This window comes from Roseovarius sp. EL26 (assembly GCF_900327775.1).
Taxonomy (GTDB): domain Bacteria; phylum Pseudomonadota; class Alphaproteobacteria; order Rhodobacterales; family Rhodobacteraceae; genus Roseovarius.
Window position 1 is genome coordinate 87,264 of record NZ_OUMZ01000005.1, and the last position, 15,904, is coordinate 103,167.

18 protein-coding genes are annotated in these 15,904 nt (G+C 55.1%); 12 read left to right on the forward strand and 6 right to left on the reverse strand.

Annotated elements, in window-relative coordinates:
• Positions 1–37 precede the first annotated feature (37 nt).
• Together D9A02_RS02335 and D9A02_RS02340 are read left to right on the forward strand one after the other, a co-directional pair.
• A complete protein-coding gene (locus D9A02_RS02335; RefSeq protein WP_120499368.1) occupies positions 38–1,060 on the forward strand; it encodes an aspartate-semialdehyde dehydrogenase in 1,023 nt (340 codons plus the stop codon).
• Between the two features lie 186 nt (positions 1,061–1,246).
• Positions 1,247–2,884: a DUF4139 domain-containing protein gene (locus D9A02_RS02340; protein WP_120499369.1), complete on the forward strand. Its 1,638-nt coding sequence runs from the start codon at positions 1,247–1,249 to the stop codon at positions 2,882–2,884.
• Between the two features lie 66 nt (positions 2,885–2,950).
• Here the strand turns inward: D9A02_RS02340 and D9A02_RS02345 are convergent, their stop codons facing one another.
• Positions 2,951–3,598 carry a carbonic anhydrase gene (locus D9A02_RS02345; protein ID WP_120499370.1) on the reverse strand — a complete coding sequence of 216 codons (648 nt, stop codon included), beginning with the start codon at positions 3,596–3,598 and terminating at the stop codon, positions 2,951–2,953.
• A 144-nt stretch (positions 3,599–3,742) separates the two neighbouring features.
• Between D9A02_RS02345 and D9A02_RS02350 the strand changes: the two genes are divergently transcribed.
• From D9A02_RS02350 to D9A02_RS02370, 5 genes are all read left to right on the forward strand, one after another.
• Positions 3,743–4,123 (forward strand): hypothetical protein, encoded by a 381-nt coding sequence (locus D9A02_RS02350; protein ID WP_254054527.1) that lies wholly within the window; start codon positions 3,743–3,745, stop codon positions 4,121–4,123.
• 67 nt (positions 4,124–4,190) lie between these two features.
• Positions 4,191–5,570: a M17 family metallopeptidase gene (locus D9A02_RS02355; protein ID WP_120499371.1), complete on the forward strand. Its 1,380-nt coding sequence runs from the start codon at positions 4,191–4,193 to the stop codon at positions 5,568–5,570.
• Positions 5,567–6,403: a C40 family peptidase gene (locus D9A02_RS02360; protein ID WP_120499372.1), complete on the forward strand. Its 837-nt coding sequence runs from the start codon at positions 5,567–5,569 to the stop codon at positions 6,401–6,403. Before D9A02_RS02355 ends, D9A02_RS02360 begins: the two co-directional genes overlap by 4 nt.
• Entirely contained in the window at positions 6,400–7,356 is a 957-nt protein-coding gene (gene speB / locus D9A02_RS02365) for an agmatinase (protein ID WP_120499373.1), read from the forward strand. The genes D9A02_RS02360 and speB overlap by 4 nt, the downstream gene beginning before the upstream one ends.
• A gap of 9 nt (positions 7,357–7,365) precedes the next feature.
• Entirely contained in the window at positions 7,366–7,602 is a 237-nt protein-coding gene (locus D9A02_RS02370; RefSeq protein ID WP_120499374.1) for a hypothetical protein, read from the forward strand.
• A 1-nt stretch (position 7,603) separates the two neighbouring features.
• Here the strand turns inward: D9A02_RS02370 and D9A02_RS02375 are convergent, their stop codons facing one another.
• Both D9A02_RS02375 and D9A02_RS02380 read right to left on the reverse strand, forming a co-directional pair.
• On the reverse strand, positions 7,604–8,317 hold the full coding sequence (locus D9A02_RS02375) for a DUF1194 domain-containing protein (protein ID WP_162932935.1): 714 nt from the start codon (positions 8,315–8,317) through the stop codon (positions 7,604–7,606).
• 23 nt (positions 8,318–8,340) lie between these two features.
• Positions 8,341–8,685, reverse strand: coding sequence for a DUF2794 domain-containing protein (locus D9A02_RS02380; RefSeq protein ID WP_120499376.1), 345 nt, complete (start codon positions 8,683–8,685; stop codon positions 8,341–8,343).
• A 130-nt stretch (positions 8,686–8,815) separates the two neighbouring features.
• Here D9A02_RS02380 and D9A02_RS02385 point away from each other — a divergent pair, with 130 nt between their 5' ends.
• Complete coding sequence (locus D9A02_RS02385; RefSeq protein WP_120499377.1) at positions 8,816–9,265, forward strand: cytochrome c; 450 nt, start codon at positions 8,816–8,818, stop codon at positions 9,263–9,265.
• Here the strand turns inward: D9A02_RS02385 and D9A02_RS02390 are convergent, their stop codons facing one another.
• Positions 9,266–9,547 carry an I78 family peptidase inhibitor gene (locus D9A02_RS02390; RefSeq protein ID WP_120499378.1) on the reverse strand — a complete coding sequence of 94 codons (282 nt, stop codon included), beginning with the start codon at positions 9,545–9,547 and terminating at the stop codon, positions 9,266–9,268.
• A 158-nt stretch (positions 9,548–9,705) separates the two neighbouring features.
• On the opposite strand from D9A02_RS02390, the gene D9A02_RS02395 reads away from it, so the two are divergent.
• Positions 9,706–10,818 (forward strand): S-(hydroxymethyl)glutathione dehydrogenase/class III alcohol dehydrogenase, encoded by a 1,113-nt coding sequence (locus D9A02_RS02395; protein WP_120499379.1) that lies wholly within the window; start codon positions 9,706–9,708, stop codon positions 10,816–10,818.
• Between the two features lie 46 nt (positions 10,819–10,864).
• Here the strand turns inward: D9A02_RS02395 and D9A02_RS02400 are convergent, their stop codons facing one another.
• Positions 10,865–11,269, reverse strand: coding sequence for a hypothetical protein (locus D9A02_RS02400; RefSeq protein ID WP_120499380.1), 405 nt, complete (start codon positions 11,267–11,269; stop codon positions 10,865–10,867).
• 249 nt (positions 11,270–11,518) lie between these two features.
• Here D9A02_RS02400 and yghU point away from each other — a divergent pair, with 249 nt between their 5' ends.
• Positions 11,519–12,388, forward strand: coding sequence for a glutathione-dependent disulfide-bond oxidoreductase (yghU, locus tag D9A02_RS02405; protein WP_120499381.1), 870 nt, complete (start codon positions 11,519–11,521; stop codon positions 12,386–12,388).
• A gap of 43 nt (positions 12,389–12,431) precedes the next feature.
• Here the strand turns inward: yghU and D9A02_RS02410 are convergent, their stop codons facing one another.
• Positions 12,432–13,826, reverse strand: a complete 1,395-nt coding sequence (locus D9A02_RS02410) for a PLP-dependent aminotransferase family protein (RefSeq protein ID WP_120499382.1) — start codon at positions 13,824–13,826, stop codon at positions 12,432–12,434.
• 142 nt (positions 13,827–13,968) lie between these two features.
• Here D9A02_RS02410 and D9A02_RS02415 point away from each other — a divergent pair, with 142 nt between their 5' ends.
• Together D9A02_RS02415 and D9A02_RS02420 are read left to right on the forward strand one after the other, a co-directional pair.
• A complete protein-coding gene (locus D9A02_RS02415; RefSeq protein WP_120499383.1) occupies positions 13,969–14,703 on the forward strand; it encodes a GNAT family N-acetyltransferase in 735 nt (244 codons plus the stop codon).
• Positions 14,704–14,707: 4 nt separating this feature from the next.
• Positions 14,708–15,895 (forward strand): MFS transporter, encoded by a 1,188-nt coding sequence (locus D9A02_RS02420; protein ID WP_120499384.1) that lies wholly within the window; start codon positions 14,708–14,710, stop codon positions 15,893–15,895.
• The last annotated feature ends 9 nt before the right edge of the window (positions 15,896–15,904 follow it).

Sequence of the window (15,904 nt, forward strand, 5' to 3'; positions counted from 1 at the left end):
AGCAGCGCGTTTAAACGCAAAAAAAAGGATTCCCGAGATGGGGTACAAAGTCGCTGTCGTTGGCGCCACCGGTAACGTGGGCCGCGAAATGCTGAACATTCTGGACGAGCGCCAGTTTCCTGTGGACGAAATTGTGGCTCTGGCCAGCCGTCGTTCACTGGGCACGGAAATCAGCTTTGGCGATCGAACTTTGACCACGAAGGATCTGGAAACTTTTGATTTCACGGGCTGGGATATGGCGTTGTTTGCGATCGGTTCCGACGCGACCAAAACATTTGCCCCCAAAGCCGCGGCAGCGGGCTGCGTTGTGATCGATAACTCATCCCTTTACCGCTATGATCCTGATGTTCCACTGGTCGTGCCAGAAGTGAACCCGGAAGCGGTCGAACTGTATAGCAAGAAAAACATCATCGCCAACCCCAACTGCTCAACCGCGCAGATGGTTGTGGCGCTGAAGCCGTTGCATGACCGCGCGACCATCAAGCGCGTTGTTGTTTCGACCTACCAGTCAGTATCGGGTTCGGGCAAAGACGCGATTGATGAGCTGTGGGATCAGACCAAGGCTGTTTACAACCCAACGCAGGAAGTGCCGCCAAAGGTTTACCCAAAGCAGATCGCCTTCAACGTGATCCCTCATATCGATGTGTTCCTCGATTCTGGTGAGACCAAAGAAGAATGGAAAATGGTCGCTGAGACCAAAAAGATCGTCGATCCTAAAATCAAAGTGACCGCCACTTGTGTGCGTGTGCCGGTCTTTGTTGGCCACTCTGAAGCTGTGAACATCGAATTCGAAGAGTTCCTCGACGAAGACGAAGCCCGCGATATCCTGCGCGAAGCGCCGGGCATCATGGTGATCGATAAGCGTGAAGATGGCGGCTATGTCACACCGGTTGAATGTGTTGGTGACTTCGCCACATTCATCAGCCGCATCCGGCAGGACAGCACGATCGAAAACGGCCTGAACCTGTGGTGCGTTTCGGACAACCTGCGCAAGGGTGCTGCCCTGAATGCGGTTCAGATCGCCGAAACTCTGGGCAAACGCGTTCTGAAAAAAGGCTGATTGAGCCATCTTAGACTATACAACCGGGCGCTCTATTGGGGCGCCCGATTTGCGTTCACCTTGTGAAATTTCTATGAAATCCCTGCGAAACCAATGGCGTAAATCCGCACATTGTTCGATGATCTGCTTGCTATTGCGCCCCTGCGTATTTGATACTTTGCCCAATGAAAGCAGGAGAAAATAATAATGCGGTATTTCATGGCGGGGCTGGCTTTGTTGCCCACATCCCTATGGGCCGAGGACATCCTATTGCAAAGCGATGTGAGCGCGGTAACGCTTTATCCCGGCGGTGCGACGATCACGCGAGAGGTGCCATTTACCGTTAATGAGGGGCAGCATCAGCTTATCCTAAGCGACCTGCCGCGTACAACGCCATTACATTCGGTGCGTGTTGCAGTGGACGGTGCGCGTATGGGCAGCGTCAGTGCGCGCAATGATTTTGTCATCCCGCGTGATGATAAAACAGATGCGGCCCTTCAGGCGGCCGAAGATAAGGTCGAACAGTTAGAACAAGATATGCGCAAAGGCCTTGCAGGGATCGAACGGATTCGGCTTGAAGCTGAGGCGGCCCGTGCCAAGATCACGTTCCTCAATCAAATGGGTGATAACGAAGGTATCGCCAACATGGATGCGACGGCCTTGCGCGATCTCATCGGAGTTGTCGGGGATGAAACACTGTCTGCTCTGCAAGCGGCACAAGACGCCGACTACCGCGCCGACACAGCCAAAGAAGGCCTGCAAGACCTGCACCTCGAGCTGGAAAAAGCCCGCGCCGAATTACGCGCGCTAGTCCCCGAAGTGGAGGAGCGCGCTATGCTGGCCATCGCCGTGGATGCCGCAGAGGCGGGCGAGGGGTCAGTGACCGTGACCTACAACATCCAGCAGGCGGCATGGCAGCCTGTCTATGATTTGCATCTTGCCCGTGACACAGGTGCGCTTGCTTTGGAACGCGGTGCCTTCATTCAACAAAGCACCGGCGAGAATTGGGAAGATGTCGTGCTGACACTCTCCACCGTGCGCCCGTCAGAGCAAACCACCCCAAGCGAGGTTTGGCCTTGGTTGCGTCGCATCTTTGATCCTGAACAATTGCAGCGTCGGTCCAAGACCGCTGTCGAAGAGGCTGATATGGGGGCGTTCTCGGGTCAGGTGATGGCTGAACCTGCGTTCGATGTTGCCGAGGCGGTTGTTGCTACGGCGGCCTTCGATGGGCTCGCTGTGTCCTACCAATATCCCCAGCCAGTCTCGATCGCTTCGGGGGCTGATCGTCTGCGTGTCACCCTTGGCACGCTTGAAACTAAGGCTGAATTGGTCGCACAGGCGGTACCGCTCAGCGATCAGACTGCCTACCTTATGGCGAGTTTCGGCAATGATACCGGAGAGCTGATCCTGCCCTCGAACGAGGCGAATTTCTATCTCGATGGCCGTTTCATTGGACGACGGTATCTTGATCTGATCCCGGCGGGTGGCGAAGCGGATCTGTCCTTTGGCCCGATCGACGGCCTGCGTTTGACCCGCACCGTGCTGGATCGCAATGAAGGTGATCAGGGTGTGTTCACTCGCTCAAACGCGTTCACCGAAGAGGTGCGCATTGAGGTGGAAAACCTGACCGGTGAAAATTGGTCACTGCGCCTGCTGGACCGTGTGCCATACTCAGAACAGGAAGACCTTGAGATCGAATGGAAGGCTACCCCAAAGCCGACCGAGGCTGATTATGACAACAAACGCGGCGTTCTGGCGTGGGAGTTTGACCTGCCTGCTGGGCAAACACAGAGCATCTCACTTGAGCACAGCATCGACTGGCCAGATGGGCAGATTTTACAGTGATATCTTAAATAGAAACTGCGCCTCGGATGTATCCGTGGCGCAGTATGCTAGCCGTGTGGAATTTGGCTAAACCGCGCTGAAGGTTTCAGTTTCAGGGCTGTATTGCTCTAATCCGCCTTCACCAATGTCGTGCCAAACACCGTGCAGGGTCAGATCACCCTGTTCCACCGCTTCGGCGACAAAAGGAAAACTCATCAGGTTTTCAAGCGAAACGATGACGGCCTGCTTTTCCAGTGCATCGCGTTGCGCCTCTTCGGTTTCCAGATGTTGCACCCGCTCGTAACCGGGGCGCAGAATGTCCATCCAGCGACCAACGAAGCTGGACTTTTCTTCCAGCTCTGGCGCTTTGCCTGAACACATGTTCAGACAACCCTGAACCCCGCCACAGCTGGAATGGCCCATCACCACAACATGCGCAACTTTGAGCGCGGTCACAGCATATTCAACGGCGGCCGATGTGCCGTGTTGTTGTCCGTCAGGGTTATAAACTGGGACCAGATTGGCGATATTGCGGTGGATGAAAAATTCACCCTGATCGGCCCCAAAGATGGAGGTCACATGCACCCGGCTGTCACAGCACGAAATGATCATGGCACGGGGGTGCTGACCCTCGGACAGGCGGCGATACCAAGCTTTGTTCTCGGAATAGGTCGTGGCTTTCCATCCGTGGAAGCGTTTGGCAAGGTAGCCGGGCAGTGGACGCGCGTGTTTCATGATTTCCCCCTGTCTCAAATCAGCCGTTCCGGTGGTAAATAGTGGTAATTTTCGAATAATTCGAGAGATAAATTTCTGTCATGAAACGATTATAAAACCAGAATGCGTCATGATGGAGGTGGGAAACAAAATGTGGGTAGAAGAGTGGAACGGATAGTAGTGCTGGATCACGGCGACTTTGAAAAGTTCGATATTGACCAGCTGGAGGAGCTGCACCAGCATTTAGGGCAGGCCTGCGCCGATGATGTAATTTGCCGGGTGCTCGAGGAACTGGCGACATTGTTGTCGCGGGTTGAGCGTTGTTGTCGCGAAGGGCGCAGAAGGGATATGCGCAAACACGTGCGGATTTTGGCACAGCTGGCGGGCCAGATCGGCTTACCGGTTGTTGCCCGTGTTGCCCGGGATGTGATGCATTGCATCGACAGCGAAGACCTTGTTGCCTTATCCGCTACGCTTGAACGCTTGGTTCGCACCGGGGAACGCTCTTTGATCGAAATCTGGGATTTGAAGGATTTACCGATTTGATGGCTTGCAGGCAGCGCTGGCGACGTTAGGCTTTGGGGACTGAATATCCCATCTGAAAGGTGTCCCTATGTCGCTTGTCTTTGCTGCCCCCGATCCGGAGGCTGTCCCGGTTCATGTGATTGAGCAGGACGGGTTGGAGGGGTGGCTGGCCGCACAGCCGGATCACGTTGCAAACTGGGTTATTGCAAACGGGTTTACGGCCGCTCTGGGCAGCAGCTGCCTGGTTCCGTCTGAGACAAGCCGGATCGCGGTGGTTCTGGCCGGCTATGGTACCGCCAAGGCACGCAGCAGGGGCCGGTTCCATCTGGCAGCGATTGCAATGAGCCTTCCCAAGGGGATCTACCGACTTGAAGGTCTGACCGAAGACCGCGTTGAAGAAGAGGCGCTGGGCTGGTTGCTGGCTGGTTATGCCTTTGATCGGTACCGCTCGCAAAAACCCGCAGTCGCGCAGCTTGTTGCGCCCGAGGGTGTTCAGGCGCTTCGGGCTGAAGCGATTGTTGCCGGGGAGGTGCTGACACGCGACCTGATCAATACACCTGCGTCGGATATGGGCCCTGCGGATTTGGAGGCGGCTTGCGCTGATCTAGCGTCAAACTTTGGTGCCGAGATGGCGGTGATCCGGGGCGAGGCATTGCTGGAGCAAAATTTCCCGATGATTCACACTGTGGGCCGCGCCGCTGATCAAGCCCCACGCCTGATTGACATGCATTGGGGGAACACTGGCCCGACACTGACACTGGTTGGAAAAGGCGTATGCTATGATACCGGCGGGTTGAACCTCAAACCGGGTGCATCAATGGGCCTGATGAAAAAGGACATGGGCGGGGCTGCGACGGTTTTGGGTCTGGCTCATATGATCATGGCGCTGGAATTGCCGATACAATTGCAGGTTCTGATCCCGGCGGTCGAAAATGCGGTCAGCTCGAACGCTTACCGCCCCGGCGACATTCTGACCGCGCGCAACGGGCTGACAGTTGAGATCAATAATACTGATGCCGAAGGACGGTTGGTTCTGGCTGACGCGCTCGCTTTCGCGGCAGAAGACACGCCCGACCTGATGATTTCAATGGCCACGTTGACGGGTGCAGCGCGGGTTGCCGTAGGCCCTGATCTGTCACCCTATTATTGCGACGACGCCAGCTTTGTAGGTGCCTTGGAAAGCGCAGCAAACAAGGTGGCAGACCCGGTTTGGCGGATGCCATTTCATACCCCCTATGAGGCGATGATCGAGCCAGGAATTGCCGATCTCGACAATGCCCCAAAAGGTGGCTTTGCCGGATCGGTCACGGCTGCATTGTTCCTGCGCCGCTTTGCTGGCGATACACCCTATGCACATTTTGACATCTACGGTTGGAATCCGGCCCCCGCCCCGGCCCGTCCCAAAGGTGGGGTAGGTATGGGCGCGCGGGCGTTGTTAGAAGCACTGCCAGAAATGCTGAAGCTATGACAGACCGCCGCTTGACACCGGCAAACGGCCGGGTGGCCGATGTGTCCCTGCGTGGTCAGGTCGAGGCCGCGCAGTTTCTCACCGGGGCGGCGCGTCACCTTTCGGTGCCCGTGGCTGACCTCTTGCACGCGCCGGATGGCCGGCGGGAACGACAGTTGCTGCTGGGGGAGGAGGTCACGCTCTACGAGGATCGCGATGGCTGGGCTTTTGTTCAGGCGAAAAAAGATAACTATGTTGGCTATCTGCGTTGCGCAGAGTTATCAGAACCCACGCCGGTGACGCATGTGGTGTCGGCGCGCGCAACCCATCTCTATCCAGAGCCGGATTTCAAGTCCCATGAGCGCACCAGCCTTAGCTATGGCAGCCGGGTGCAGGTCCTTGCCAGCGAAGGTCGATTTGCGCAGACCGCGCTGGGGCATATTCCTTCGACACATTTGTCTCCGCTGGTGGTATTGGCAGATGATCCGGTCTCCGTTGCCGAGCTGTTTCTAGGGACACCTTATCTTTGGGGCGGCAATTCTGCTTTTGGTATTGATTGTTCGGGCTTGGTGCAGGCGGGCTGTCTGTCCTGTGGCATCACATGCCCTGGCGACAGCGACCTGCAAGAGATTGGGTTTGGCACGTCTTTGGACGAAACGGACGCGCTTCAACGGGGTGACCTTCTGTTTTGGAAAGGTCACGTAGCTTGGGTTTCCGATCCAGATACGATACTGCATGCCAATGCCTTTCATATGGCGGTCGCATTTGAACCGCTCGATGAGGCCATCAAAAGAATCGCGGATCAGGGCGATGGCCCGGTGACCGCACGCAAACGTTTGGGAGGAACGACATGAGTGACACATATTTCCATCCGGTTTCCGGCTTTGACCTGCCGCGCTTTGCCGGCGTGCCCACCTTCATGCGTCTGCCTTATGTGCCGCCCGGGCACGAGCGCTTCAATGATGTCCAGATTGGCCTGATTGGCGTGCCATGGGATTCGGGCACAACCAACCGCCCCGGCCCACGCCACGGACCGCGTCAGTTGCGCGACGCCTCGACTATGATGCGCGCACAACATCAGTTTAACGGCACACGCCCGTTCGAGGCGGCCAATTGCGCCGACCTTGGCGATGTCGGGCCAAACCCGGCCGATATCATGGACAGCATGGACCGGATCACCACATTTTATAACGAAGCGTTGGCGGCGGGCATCATGCCCCTGACAGCGGGCGGCGATCACCTGACTTCGTTGCCGGTTTTGCGCGCCGTGGCCAAAAACGGTCCCATTGGCATGGTGCATTTCGATAGTCACACCGACCTGATGCACTCCTATTTCGGCGGCACGATGTACACCCATGGCACCCCGTTCCGCCGCGCGGTCGAGGAGGGGCTTCTCGATCCCAAGCGTGTGGTCCAGATCGGCATTCGCGGCACGATGTATGACGAGGAAGATCGTGATTTCGCCAAGGCGAACGGCATTCGCCTGATCCTGATCGAAGAATTCCACGCCCGCGGGGTCGAGGATGTGATGGCCGAAGCACGCGAAATTGTCGGCGATCAAGAAACGTATGTCAGCTACGATATCGACTTCGTTGACCCGACCTTTGCACCCGGAACAGGCACGCCGGAAATCGGTGGCCCAAATTCATTCCAAGCGGTGCAGGTCGTGCGCGAACTGGCCGGGCTGAATATCGTTGGCGCTGATATGGTCGAGGTCTCTCCACCGTTTGATCAATCCGGCGGCACGGCCTTCCTTGGCGTATCGATCATGTTCGAACTGCTCTGCGTGATGTCTGCGCAGATGTGATGCCCCGTAATGGCACATGTGAATAAGGTCATCCGCTCGATCAATCTCGACGGTGAAACAATTTGCGTGGACATCTTCCACCGTCCCGATGGGACATTTGGTTTCGATGAATTTCGCCGCGACCCCGAGGATGGGCGCGGCTGGTACAGCATCGGTCACTATGGGGCAGAGGAGTTTGAAAGCGCAGAGACGGCTTTGGTTGAGGCACGTCAGCGTGTGCACTGGCTAGAAGACGCAATAGGTTGACCTATTTTATAGTTTGGGACAGCTCTAACGTCAGTTCCCGCTCCAACTTGCGCTGCATCGCCTCGGCAAAATCACTGTGGCGGGTGATGGACAAGACAAAACTGTCCTCTCCACCCACCACATTGGCCAGATAATAGGCGTCGAGCTCTCGGTCGCCATCCTTGATCACCAGCCCGTTGATGATGATCCCGCTGGCTGCTATCTCATTGCGGGCGTAATAGGGCGAAGGGCCAGAGTTGCTGCGCGAATCTCCGGAAATGTCTATCTTGCGCTGGTCGCCGTAAAATTGGTTTGTCTCAATCTGTTTGGCTGAAAACCGCAGCGCTGCACTGATTGACGTTCCCCGCGCGGTGCCAGAGCGCGGCGCATTCTGCACCCGTTCAGCAAACAAGATGACCGAAGCCAGGTCACACAGGTGATGCCAATCGACGGCCAGCTTGTTCAAACCGCCGACACTCCAATGCACCAGCCCCATGGCCACGCCACCGGGCTGTTGTTCGATCAGGTTAATCACTTTTGGGCTGCGTAGCGCATCTGCAATGCCGCGCATTTGCAGATGATATTCCTGTGCGCTGATACTGATCGAGGTATCGACAGCCAACACCAATTCAGTTGCAACATAGGGCGAGGGCTGTGGATTACAGGCGGCCACTGCAATGTTTGGGGCGGCAATTGCGACGCTGCATAAAATGGACGCCAAAATTTGCCGAAACACGGTCGCGCCTCCCACATGGGTCGTTAGTCGACCGCCCGGATCAATTTGCGTTCCAGCACACGCAAAACCGCTTTCAGATCCGAGCCACGTTTTAAAACCTGACCATCTATTCCGACAACCGCATATTGCCCCTGCCGTCCGCGCAGCTTGGGACGTTTTTCTATCCGGTACAGTGGGTTTTCTGCGGTGCGTTTGAAAACGGAAAAAACCGCCATATCCCGCAAGCATGAAATACCGTAATCGCGCCATTCGCCAGCGGCAACCATACGGCCATAGAGCGACATGATCACGGAAAGCTCGGTCCGGTGAAACGCAACCTGTTCTTGCCCAAGCGGGCCGGTAAACGGGCTGATTGATTGATAGCTCATACTTTAGCTTTGCCGTTTCGCCCTGTTAAATCAAGAGAATTCGAAAGGCCAGGGGCAAGGATCGCGAAACTGTGTTGCATCTTATACGGGGCTATTCGATGCTGATTTATATACGTTGCGGGGAAAGCCGATGAAGCACTCAATCCAGATTTTAACGATGCTAGGGTGCATGACCCTGGTTGTGCCATTGGCCTTTGCCCATTCTGATGTGGAAAATCCGATGGTTTATGACCGCATCCACGCCATGGAGGATATGGAGAAGGACCGAGTCACTCTGTCGGATATGGTGCAGGGGCGTCGTGGGTTTGATGCACTGGCAGCAGAGCAGGCGCGCGCAAGATTGATCCGCAACAGCAATGCGATTCAAAGCCTGTTTAAATCACCGCAGATGGATCCCAAAACAACAGCACTTCCGTTGATTTGGGACAGGTGGCCGGAATTCAAGGCGAAGGCAAAAACCATGCAACGGGCGGCAAAGCGCCTTGATGTTTCATCGCAAACAGCCGTGCAGTCCGGATTGCGCGAACTGCAAGCCGCTTGTCAGGCTTGCCATCAGGTGTATCGTCAGTCGGTCAATTGATCAGCCACAGGCTAACTTGGTGATGATACCCGCGTTGTTGATATGCACATTCAGGCGCTGAGGCAGATAATCTGAGGTAGAGATTGACCCCGGGTAGAGCGTGCGCACAGGACCGTCCAGTTCGTCGAAATCAAAGCTCTCGCGCGGTTCACCCTCAAGATAGCGTAGGGCATGCGCGCCGCAGGGGGTATCTTCCTCGGGCAGATTCAGATCCGTGTCTGGTGTCTCTCCTGTTGGGGCGCAGGCTGTCAGGGCTAATAGGGCTGCGGCGGCAAGTCTCATCTGACAGTTTCCTTCTAAATCTAGGTCTAACTTAAGAAATTCCTAACTAAGACTAAGAAAATCCCGATGAAAGGCAAGCGGGTTCCGTAACTTATTTTGTTGAAATAGCCCGCCCATTGGATAAAAGTCGCCTAGACTATTATTGGAGGAATAGCATCATGCGTACCACCGCTGCTGTCGCCCTAGAGGCCGGCAAACCACTTGAAATTATGGAAGTGAACCTTGAAGGACCAAAAGCTGGTGAGGTTTTGGTTGAGATCAAGGCGACTGGCCTGTGTCACACGGATGAGTTTACCCGTTCGGGCGATGACCCCGAGGGAATCTTTCCTGCGATCCTTGGTCATGAGGGCGCGGGCATCGTGATCGAAGTCGGCGAAGGTGTGACCTCTCTGGAAGTCGGCGATCACGTGATCCCGCTTTACACGCCGGAATGTCGCGAATGCGATTACTGTTTGAACCCAAAAACCAACCTGTGTCAGTCAATCCGTTCGACCCAAGGTGCGGGCCTGTTGCCAGATGGATCAACGCGGTTTTCGATGTTGGATGGAACACCAATCCACCACTATATGGGCTGTTCAACGTTTGCCAACCACACGGTGGTGCCGGAAATCGCGCTTGCCAAGGTCCGCAAAGATGCGCCGTTTGATAAGATTTGCTACATCGGTTGCGGCGTTACTACGGGTATCGGCGCGGTGATCAACACGGCCAAAGTTGAAATTGGTTCAACCGGCATTGTGTTCGGCCTTGGTGGTATCGGCCTGAACGTGATTCAAGGCTTGCGGCTTGCTGGTGCGGATCAAATCGTTGGTGTTGATCTGAACGATGACAAAGAAGAAATGGGTCGCCACTTTGGCATGACCGATTTTGTGAACCCGACCAAAATTGACGGTGATATTGTTGCGCATTTGGTCGAATTGACCGGCGGTGGTGGCGACTACACGTTTGATGCCACAGGCAATGTGAACGTTATGCGTCAGGCGTTGGAATCAGCGCACAAAGGCTGGGGTGAAAGCATCATCATTGGTGTGGCTGGCGCAGGTCAGGAAATCGCCACGCGTCCATTCCAACTGGTAACCGGCCGCTCATGGCGCGGCACCGCCTTTGGCGGCGCATCGGGGCGCACGGACGTGCCAAAAATCGTTGATTGGTACATGGACGGCAAGATCGAGATCGACCCGATGATCACCCATAAATTGTCGTTGGATGAGATTAACCATGGCTTCGATCTGATGCACGAAGGTAAATCAATCCGCGCTGTTGTCGAATTCTGATAAATTGTCAGGTGCGCGTGCTGTCACGCGCACCTGAAGCCTGCATTTAGTATGCGTAGGCACGCTTGAAGCGTTTCTTGTGATGACCTGAATAAGACTTCTTCTTATAATATTTGTGGCCATACCCTTTTTTGTATGACTTGTGGCCATAGTGCTTTTTATAGCGCTTATGCCCGTATTTCTTCTTATGGTGCTTTTTCTTGTAGCTCTTTTTATATGGCTTGTAGCCGTAGCCATTATAATTCTCGTAGCTGTTCTTGTGCCGCGTGACTTTGGCGTGATCATCATGATCGTCAGATGAATTCGCAATTGCGGTGCCTATAATAGCCAGTGCTGCGACACCTGCGATGATTTTTCCAGTGTTATCACTGGCCCTTGCAGGCGCTGCGGCAAATCCGCTGGTGGCGATGGATAGACCCAAAACCATCGCTATAAAGTGGTTACGTTTCATAGTTTGGCCTCCCTTTCCTTCGGTTGCGTATTGAACTGTGTCCTGCACCTGATCTGGGGCTGCGAAACAAGTTGCCAAGCGTTCTGACGCCTTCGTGTTACGGGGCACTGGTTTTGTTATCCATGCGTGAGTGGGCGTTGCGCGATTGAACTGAGGAAATGCACACAGCCTTGTGCACCGCTGCACCTTGCATCCCGAGGGGGGATGGTTACCTCTGGTCACAACGAAGCGAACACGAGGACACCCGATATGAGCGACGATACATATACCCCCCCGGCCGTGTGGACATGGGAACAGGAAAACGGCGGCACTTTTGCCTCAACCAACCGACCCATCGCAGGTGCGACCCATGACAAGGAACTGCCTGTTGGCAAACACCCGTTCCAGCTCCACTCCATGGGCACGCCCAACGGTGTGAAGGTCACGGTGATGTTCGAAGAGCTGCTCGCTGCAGGACACGACGCGGAATATGATGCCTGGCTCATCCGCATCGGTGACGGCGATCAGTTTGGCAGCGGTTTTGTTGATGTAAATCCCAACTCAAAAATCCCGGCACTGGTAGATTTGAGCGGCGATGAGCCTGTGAACGTGTTCGAGTCTGCGTCAATCTTGATGCATCTGGCCGAAAAGTTCGATGCCTTCCTGCCCGCGTCAGGCCCCAAACGCACCGCGACGCTGAATTGGTTGTTCTGGCAAATGGGCAGCGCACCCTATTTGGGTGGCGGCTTTGGTCATTTCTATGCTTACGCGCCAGAAAAATGGCAATATCCGATTGATCGTTTTGCAATGGAAGTCAAACGTCAGCTTGATGTTTTGGACCGTCAGTTGGCCGATAACGCCTATATCGCAGGTGATGAATACACCATTGCCGATATGGCGATCTGGCCATGGTACGGTAATCTGGTTCTGGGCCGTCAATATGGTGCCGGCGAATTCCTAAGCGTGCATGAATATAAAAACGTTGTGGCTTGGGCCGAGAAAATCGATGCCCGTCCCGCTGTACAACGTGGTCGCATGGTCAACCGCAGCTTTGGTGACCCAAGCGAGCAATTGCATGAGCGCCATGACGCCTCGGATTTTGAATTGAAAACCCAAGACAAAATCGGCGAACCCGCCTGATCCCATTTTGTAACCTTTGCCCGTCCGATACAATTCGGGCGGGTTATGCCATGGTCTGACGCAGCAAGATCAAACTCTGTGCAATCTCGTCTTCGGTATAGCCGCAAAACCCCAAAATAAGCCCGTTTTGCGTAACGTTACCACTCGCATAGGCGGATAAAGGGGCAACTGTCAGCCCAAGCTGCTGCGCACGTTCTGAGATGACCGTATCTTTGATATACCCGGTCAGATGAAACACAATCTGCATGCCTGCCTGATGATCGGTGAAATGACCGTATTCGCCAAAATCCTGCTCCAGACGCTCCAGCAAAAACTTGCGCCGTTCGCCGTAAATCCGGCGCACCCGTCTGAGATGCCTGTAAAATTCGCCACTTTTAATAAACTCAGCAAGCGGCTGCTGCGGCATCGAACTTGCGTGCTGACCCTGCTGCACAATTGTGTCGCGCATCGCACCCAGCAATGCCTCAGGCACAATGACATAGCCAAGCCTGAGAGAGTTTGAAAAGATCTTGGAAAAGCTGCCGATGTAGATGGTTCTGTTGATCTGATCAAACCCTGCCATCGCCGGTATCGGCCGCCCAGCATAGCGAAATTCGCTGTCATAATCATCCTCCACAATCCATGCATTTTGCGCGTCGGCCCATTGGATGAACTCCAACCGCCTGTTGGGGGTCATCGCGCCTCCCATCGGATATTGGTGCGATGGGGTCAAAACCACCAGACGTGGTGGCGCGCCCTGTGGGATGGTGGCACCATTTGCATCAAGATCCATGAAGCTTGGTCGCAGCTGCATATCTTTCACGAAACGACGCAATGGCAGATAGCCGGGGTTTTCCAACCCGATCCCATCCCCACTTTGCGTCAGCGTCCGCATGCAGATCTCCAGCGCATCCATAGATCCGGCTGTGATGATGATCTGATGAGGTGAGGCGGTGATGCCACGCCACTCGGCCACATGCGTAGAAATTGCCTGCCTAAGTTCAAAATTACCAAAAGCACTGCCACTGCTTAGCATCGATTGCGGGTTGGTCCGGCAAAGACGCGCAACTGTCTTGGCCCATTGGCGATATGGAAACAGCCGCATATCCGGCTGCCCGGCCAAAAAGGGCCGCGGTTTGCGATTTTCTTCTCGGGGTGTGGCGCTTGGCGTTACTGCTGGCTTATGGGCCAACTCCACCTCACCCGTCGCACATATCGTATAGCCCGAGCCTTGGATGCTGTGCAGGTACCCTTCGGCGACCAACTGTTCATAGGCCGTCACAATGGTGGAACGTGATACGCCTATCTCTGTTGCAAAGACACGGGTAGGGGGCAAGGTTTGGCCTTGGGTCAGTTCGCCCGCAATGACACCACTGCGGATCGCCTCACAGATCTGTTCAAAGATCGGCACCCCGGTGCTACGATCGATCGAAAGGGCAAGCCATGGTGTTTGTTTCATGTGTTGGCCTGATATTGGTCTGCTCAAATTATTCAATTTTGGATATTAATTGAGGTCCATCAATGTGGCAAGATCACCGCAACTCCACAGGTGCGTCCGCACGGCTGATAACGCACCCAATATGACAAAGGATAAGACAGCGATGAATCGCCTCAATGAACACGGCCAACCTATTGGCCCGGCTGTGGCTGACTGGGTAGGCGCACAACACCCCGGCCATGTTGGGATGGAAGGACGCTATTGCCGGGTAGAGCCGTTAAATGCCGACAAACACACCGCCGATCTGTTCGCCGCCTACAGTCACGACAAAACCGGCGCACTCTGGACATATAATTTCATCGGGCCGTTCGAGACGGAAAGCGCCCTACGCGATTGGGTGCAAAAGGCAAGTGGCGTGGATGATCAACCCTATTTTGCGATCATTGACCGCACTACTGATCGGGCTGTGGGTATTGCCAGCTATCTGCGGATCGCCCCCGTGGCTGGATCGATAGAAGTGGGTGGCATCACTTATTCGCCACTTTTGCAACGGCAACGGGCGGCGACAGAGACGATGTACCTGATGATGGCGCGGGTGTTCAATGAACTGGGTTATCGTCGGTATGAATGGAAATGTGATGCCCTCAACGCGCCATCATGCGGTGCCGCACGGCGGATGGGCTTCACACCCGAAGGTATCTTTCGACAAGCGGCCACCTACAAGGGCCGTAATCGCGATACAGCCTGGTTTTCGCTACTGAATTACGAGTGGCCCCCGGTTGAACGTGCTTTCACGCGCTGGCTGGCTGAGGGGAACTTTGATGCAGGTGGCCAGCAGCGCCAGAAACTCAATGACCTGATCGTGCAAGAACGCGCAGAACTGACAGACGCAGGATAATTTCATGTCACGCCCAATCCTCTTTGCTCTCTTCTATCTGGCTGTCTTTTTACAGGCCGGCGCTTACGGTCTGACCTTCATGCTGCCGCGCCTGTTTGACGCCTTCGGGGCCAATGAAAAGATGGTGGGCGGGATGCTATTCATCACAACTATTTCAACCCTTATCGCGGTTTACTATTCCGGCCATCTCGCCGACCGCTTTGGCCGCCTGCGTACCCTTGGCGGGGCCTGTTTTGCCATCGCCGCAGCATTGACGTTCTATGGGCTTGCACAGGGTGTCGGCGTCTTGTTGATCTCTGCCAGTATCCTTTTGGGCGCGGGCTGGGGGCTGACCTATGCGCTGCCTCCCGTGGTCGTGACCCGGTTGATATCGGCTCAGGATCGCGTGCGGTATTTCGCCATTCTCAGCGTTGCGGTGATGACCGGGTTTGGCCTGTCGCCAGTGCTTGCATCCATGTTGGAGGATGCAGGTTTCACCATCGCCGACGCCTTCTATATTACGGCAGCTCTTTGCGCTCTGGCGGGTCTGATCTTCTTCACGCTCACCACACCCATACGACAGCAAGCTGCTGCCAAAGGCCCCGAGGCGCGATCAAACCTCTCGCTCTCAGCCATCACCGACATCATGCGTTCTCCCGCGCGTCTGCCGGTGATCATGGTCTGCCTCGGGGCCAGTGTGTTTGCTGGTATGAACAATTTCCAGACGGTCTTCGCTGATGAACGTGGCTTGGACTATGCTGATTACTTCCTGACCTATACGATCACTGTAGTTCTGTTTCGGGTGGTGTTGGCACGCTTCAAGGGGGGGCGAAATCCTTACCTGACAATTGCTGCGCTGATGTATGTGATGTGCGGATCTGTTGTTTTGTTCTTGCTCAGTGGTGCCAGCGTACCGCTATATCTTTTGACCGCGATCTTGTTTGGCATTGGGTACGGCGTGTCCTATCCCATTCTGGCGGCGATGGCGGCCAATGATGCAAAGGAAACCCTATTGCCGCAAACGTTGCAGTTTTTTGCACTGACCTATTTCATTGGTATCTTCGGGTTTCCACTGATTGCGGGCTGGTTGATTGTTGAGGCAGGCTCTGCCACCTTGTTGTTGCTGGTGGCTGTTCTGGCTGGGGTTGAGGCGACCATGGCCCTCAGACGGAGCCTTGCCGTGCGCGTAAACGCAACCCTTCAATCTCAGTAGGATCAAGAT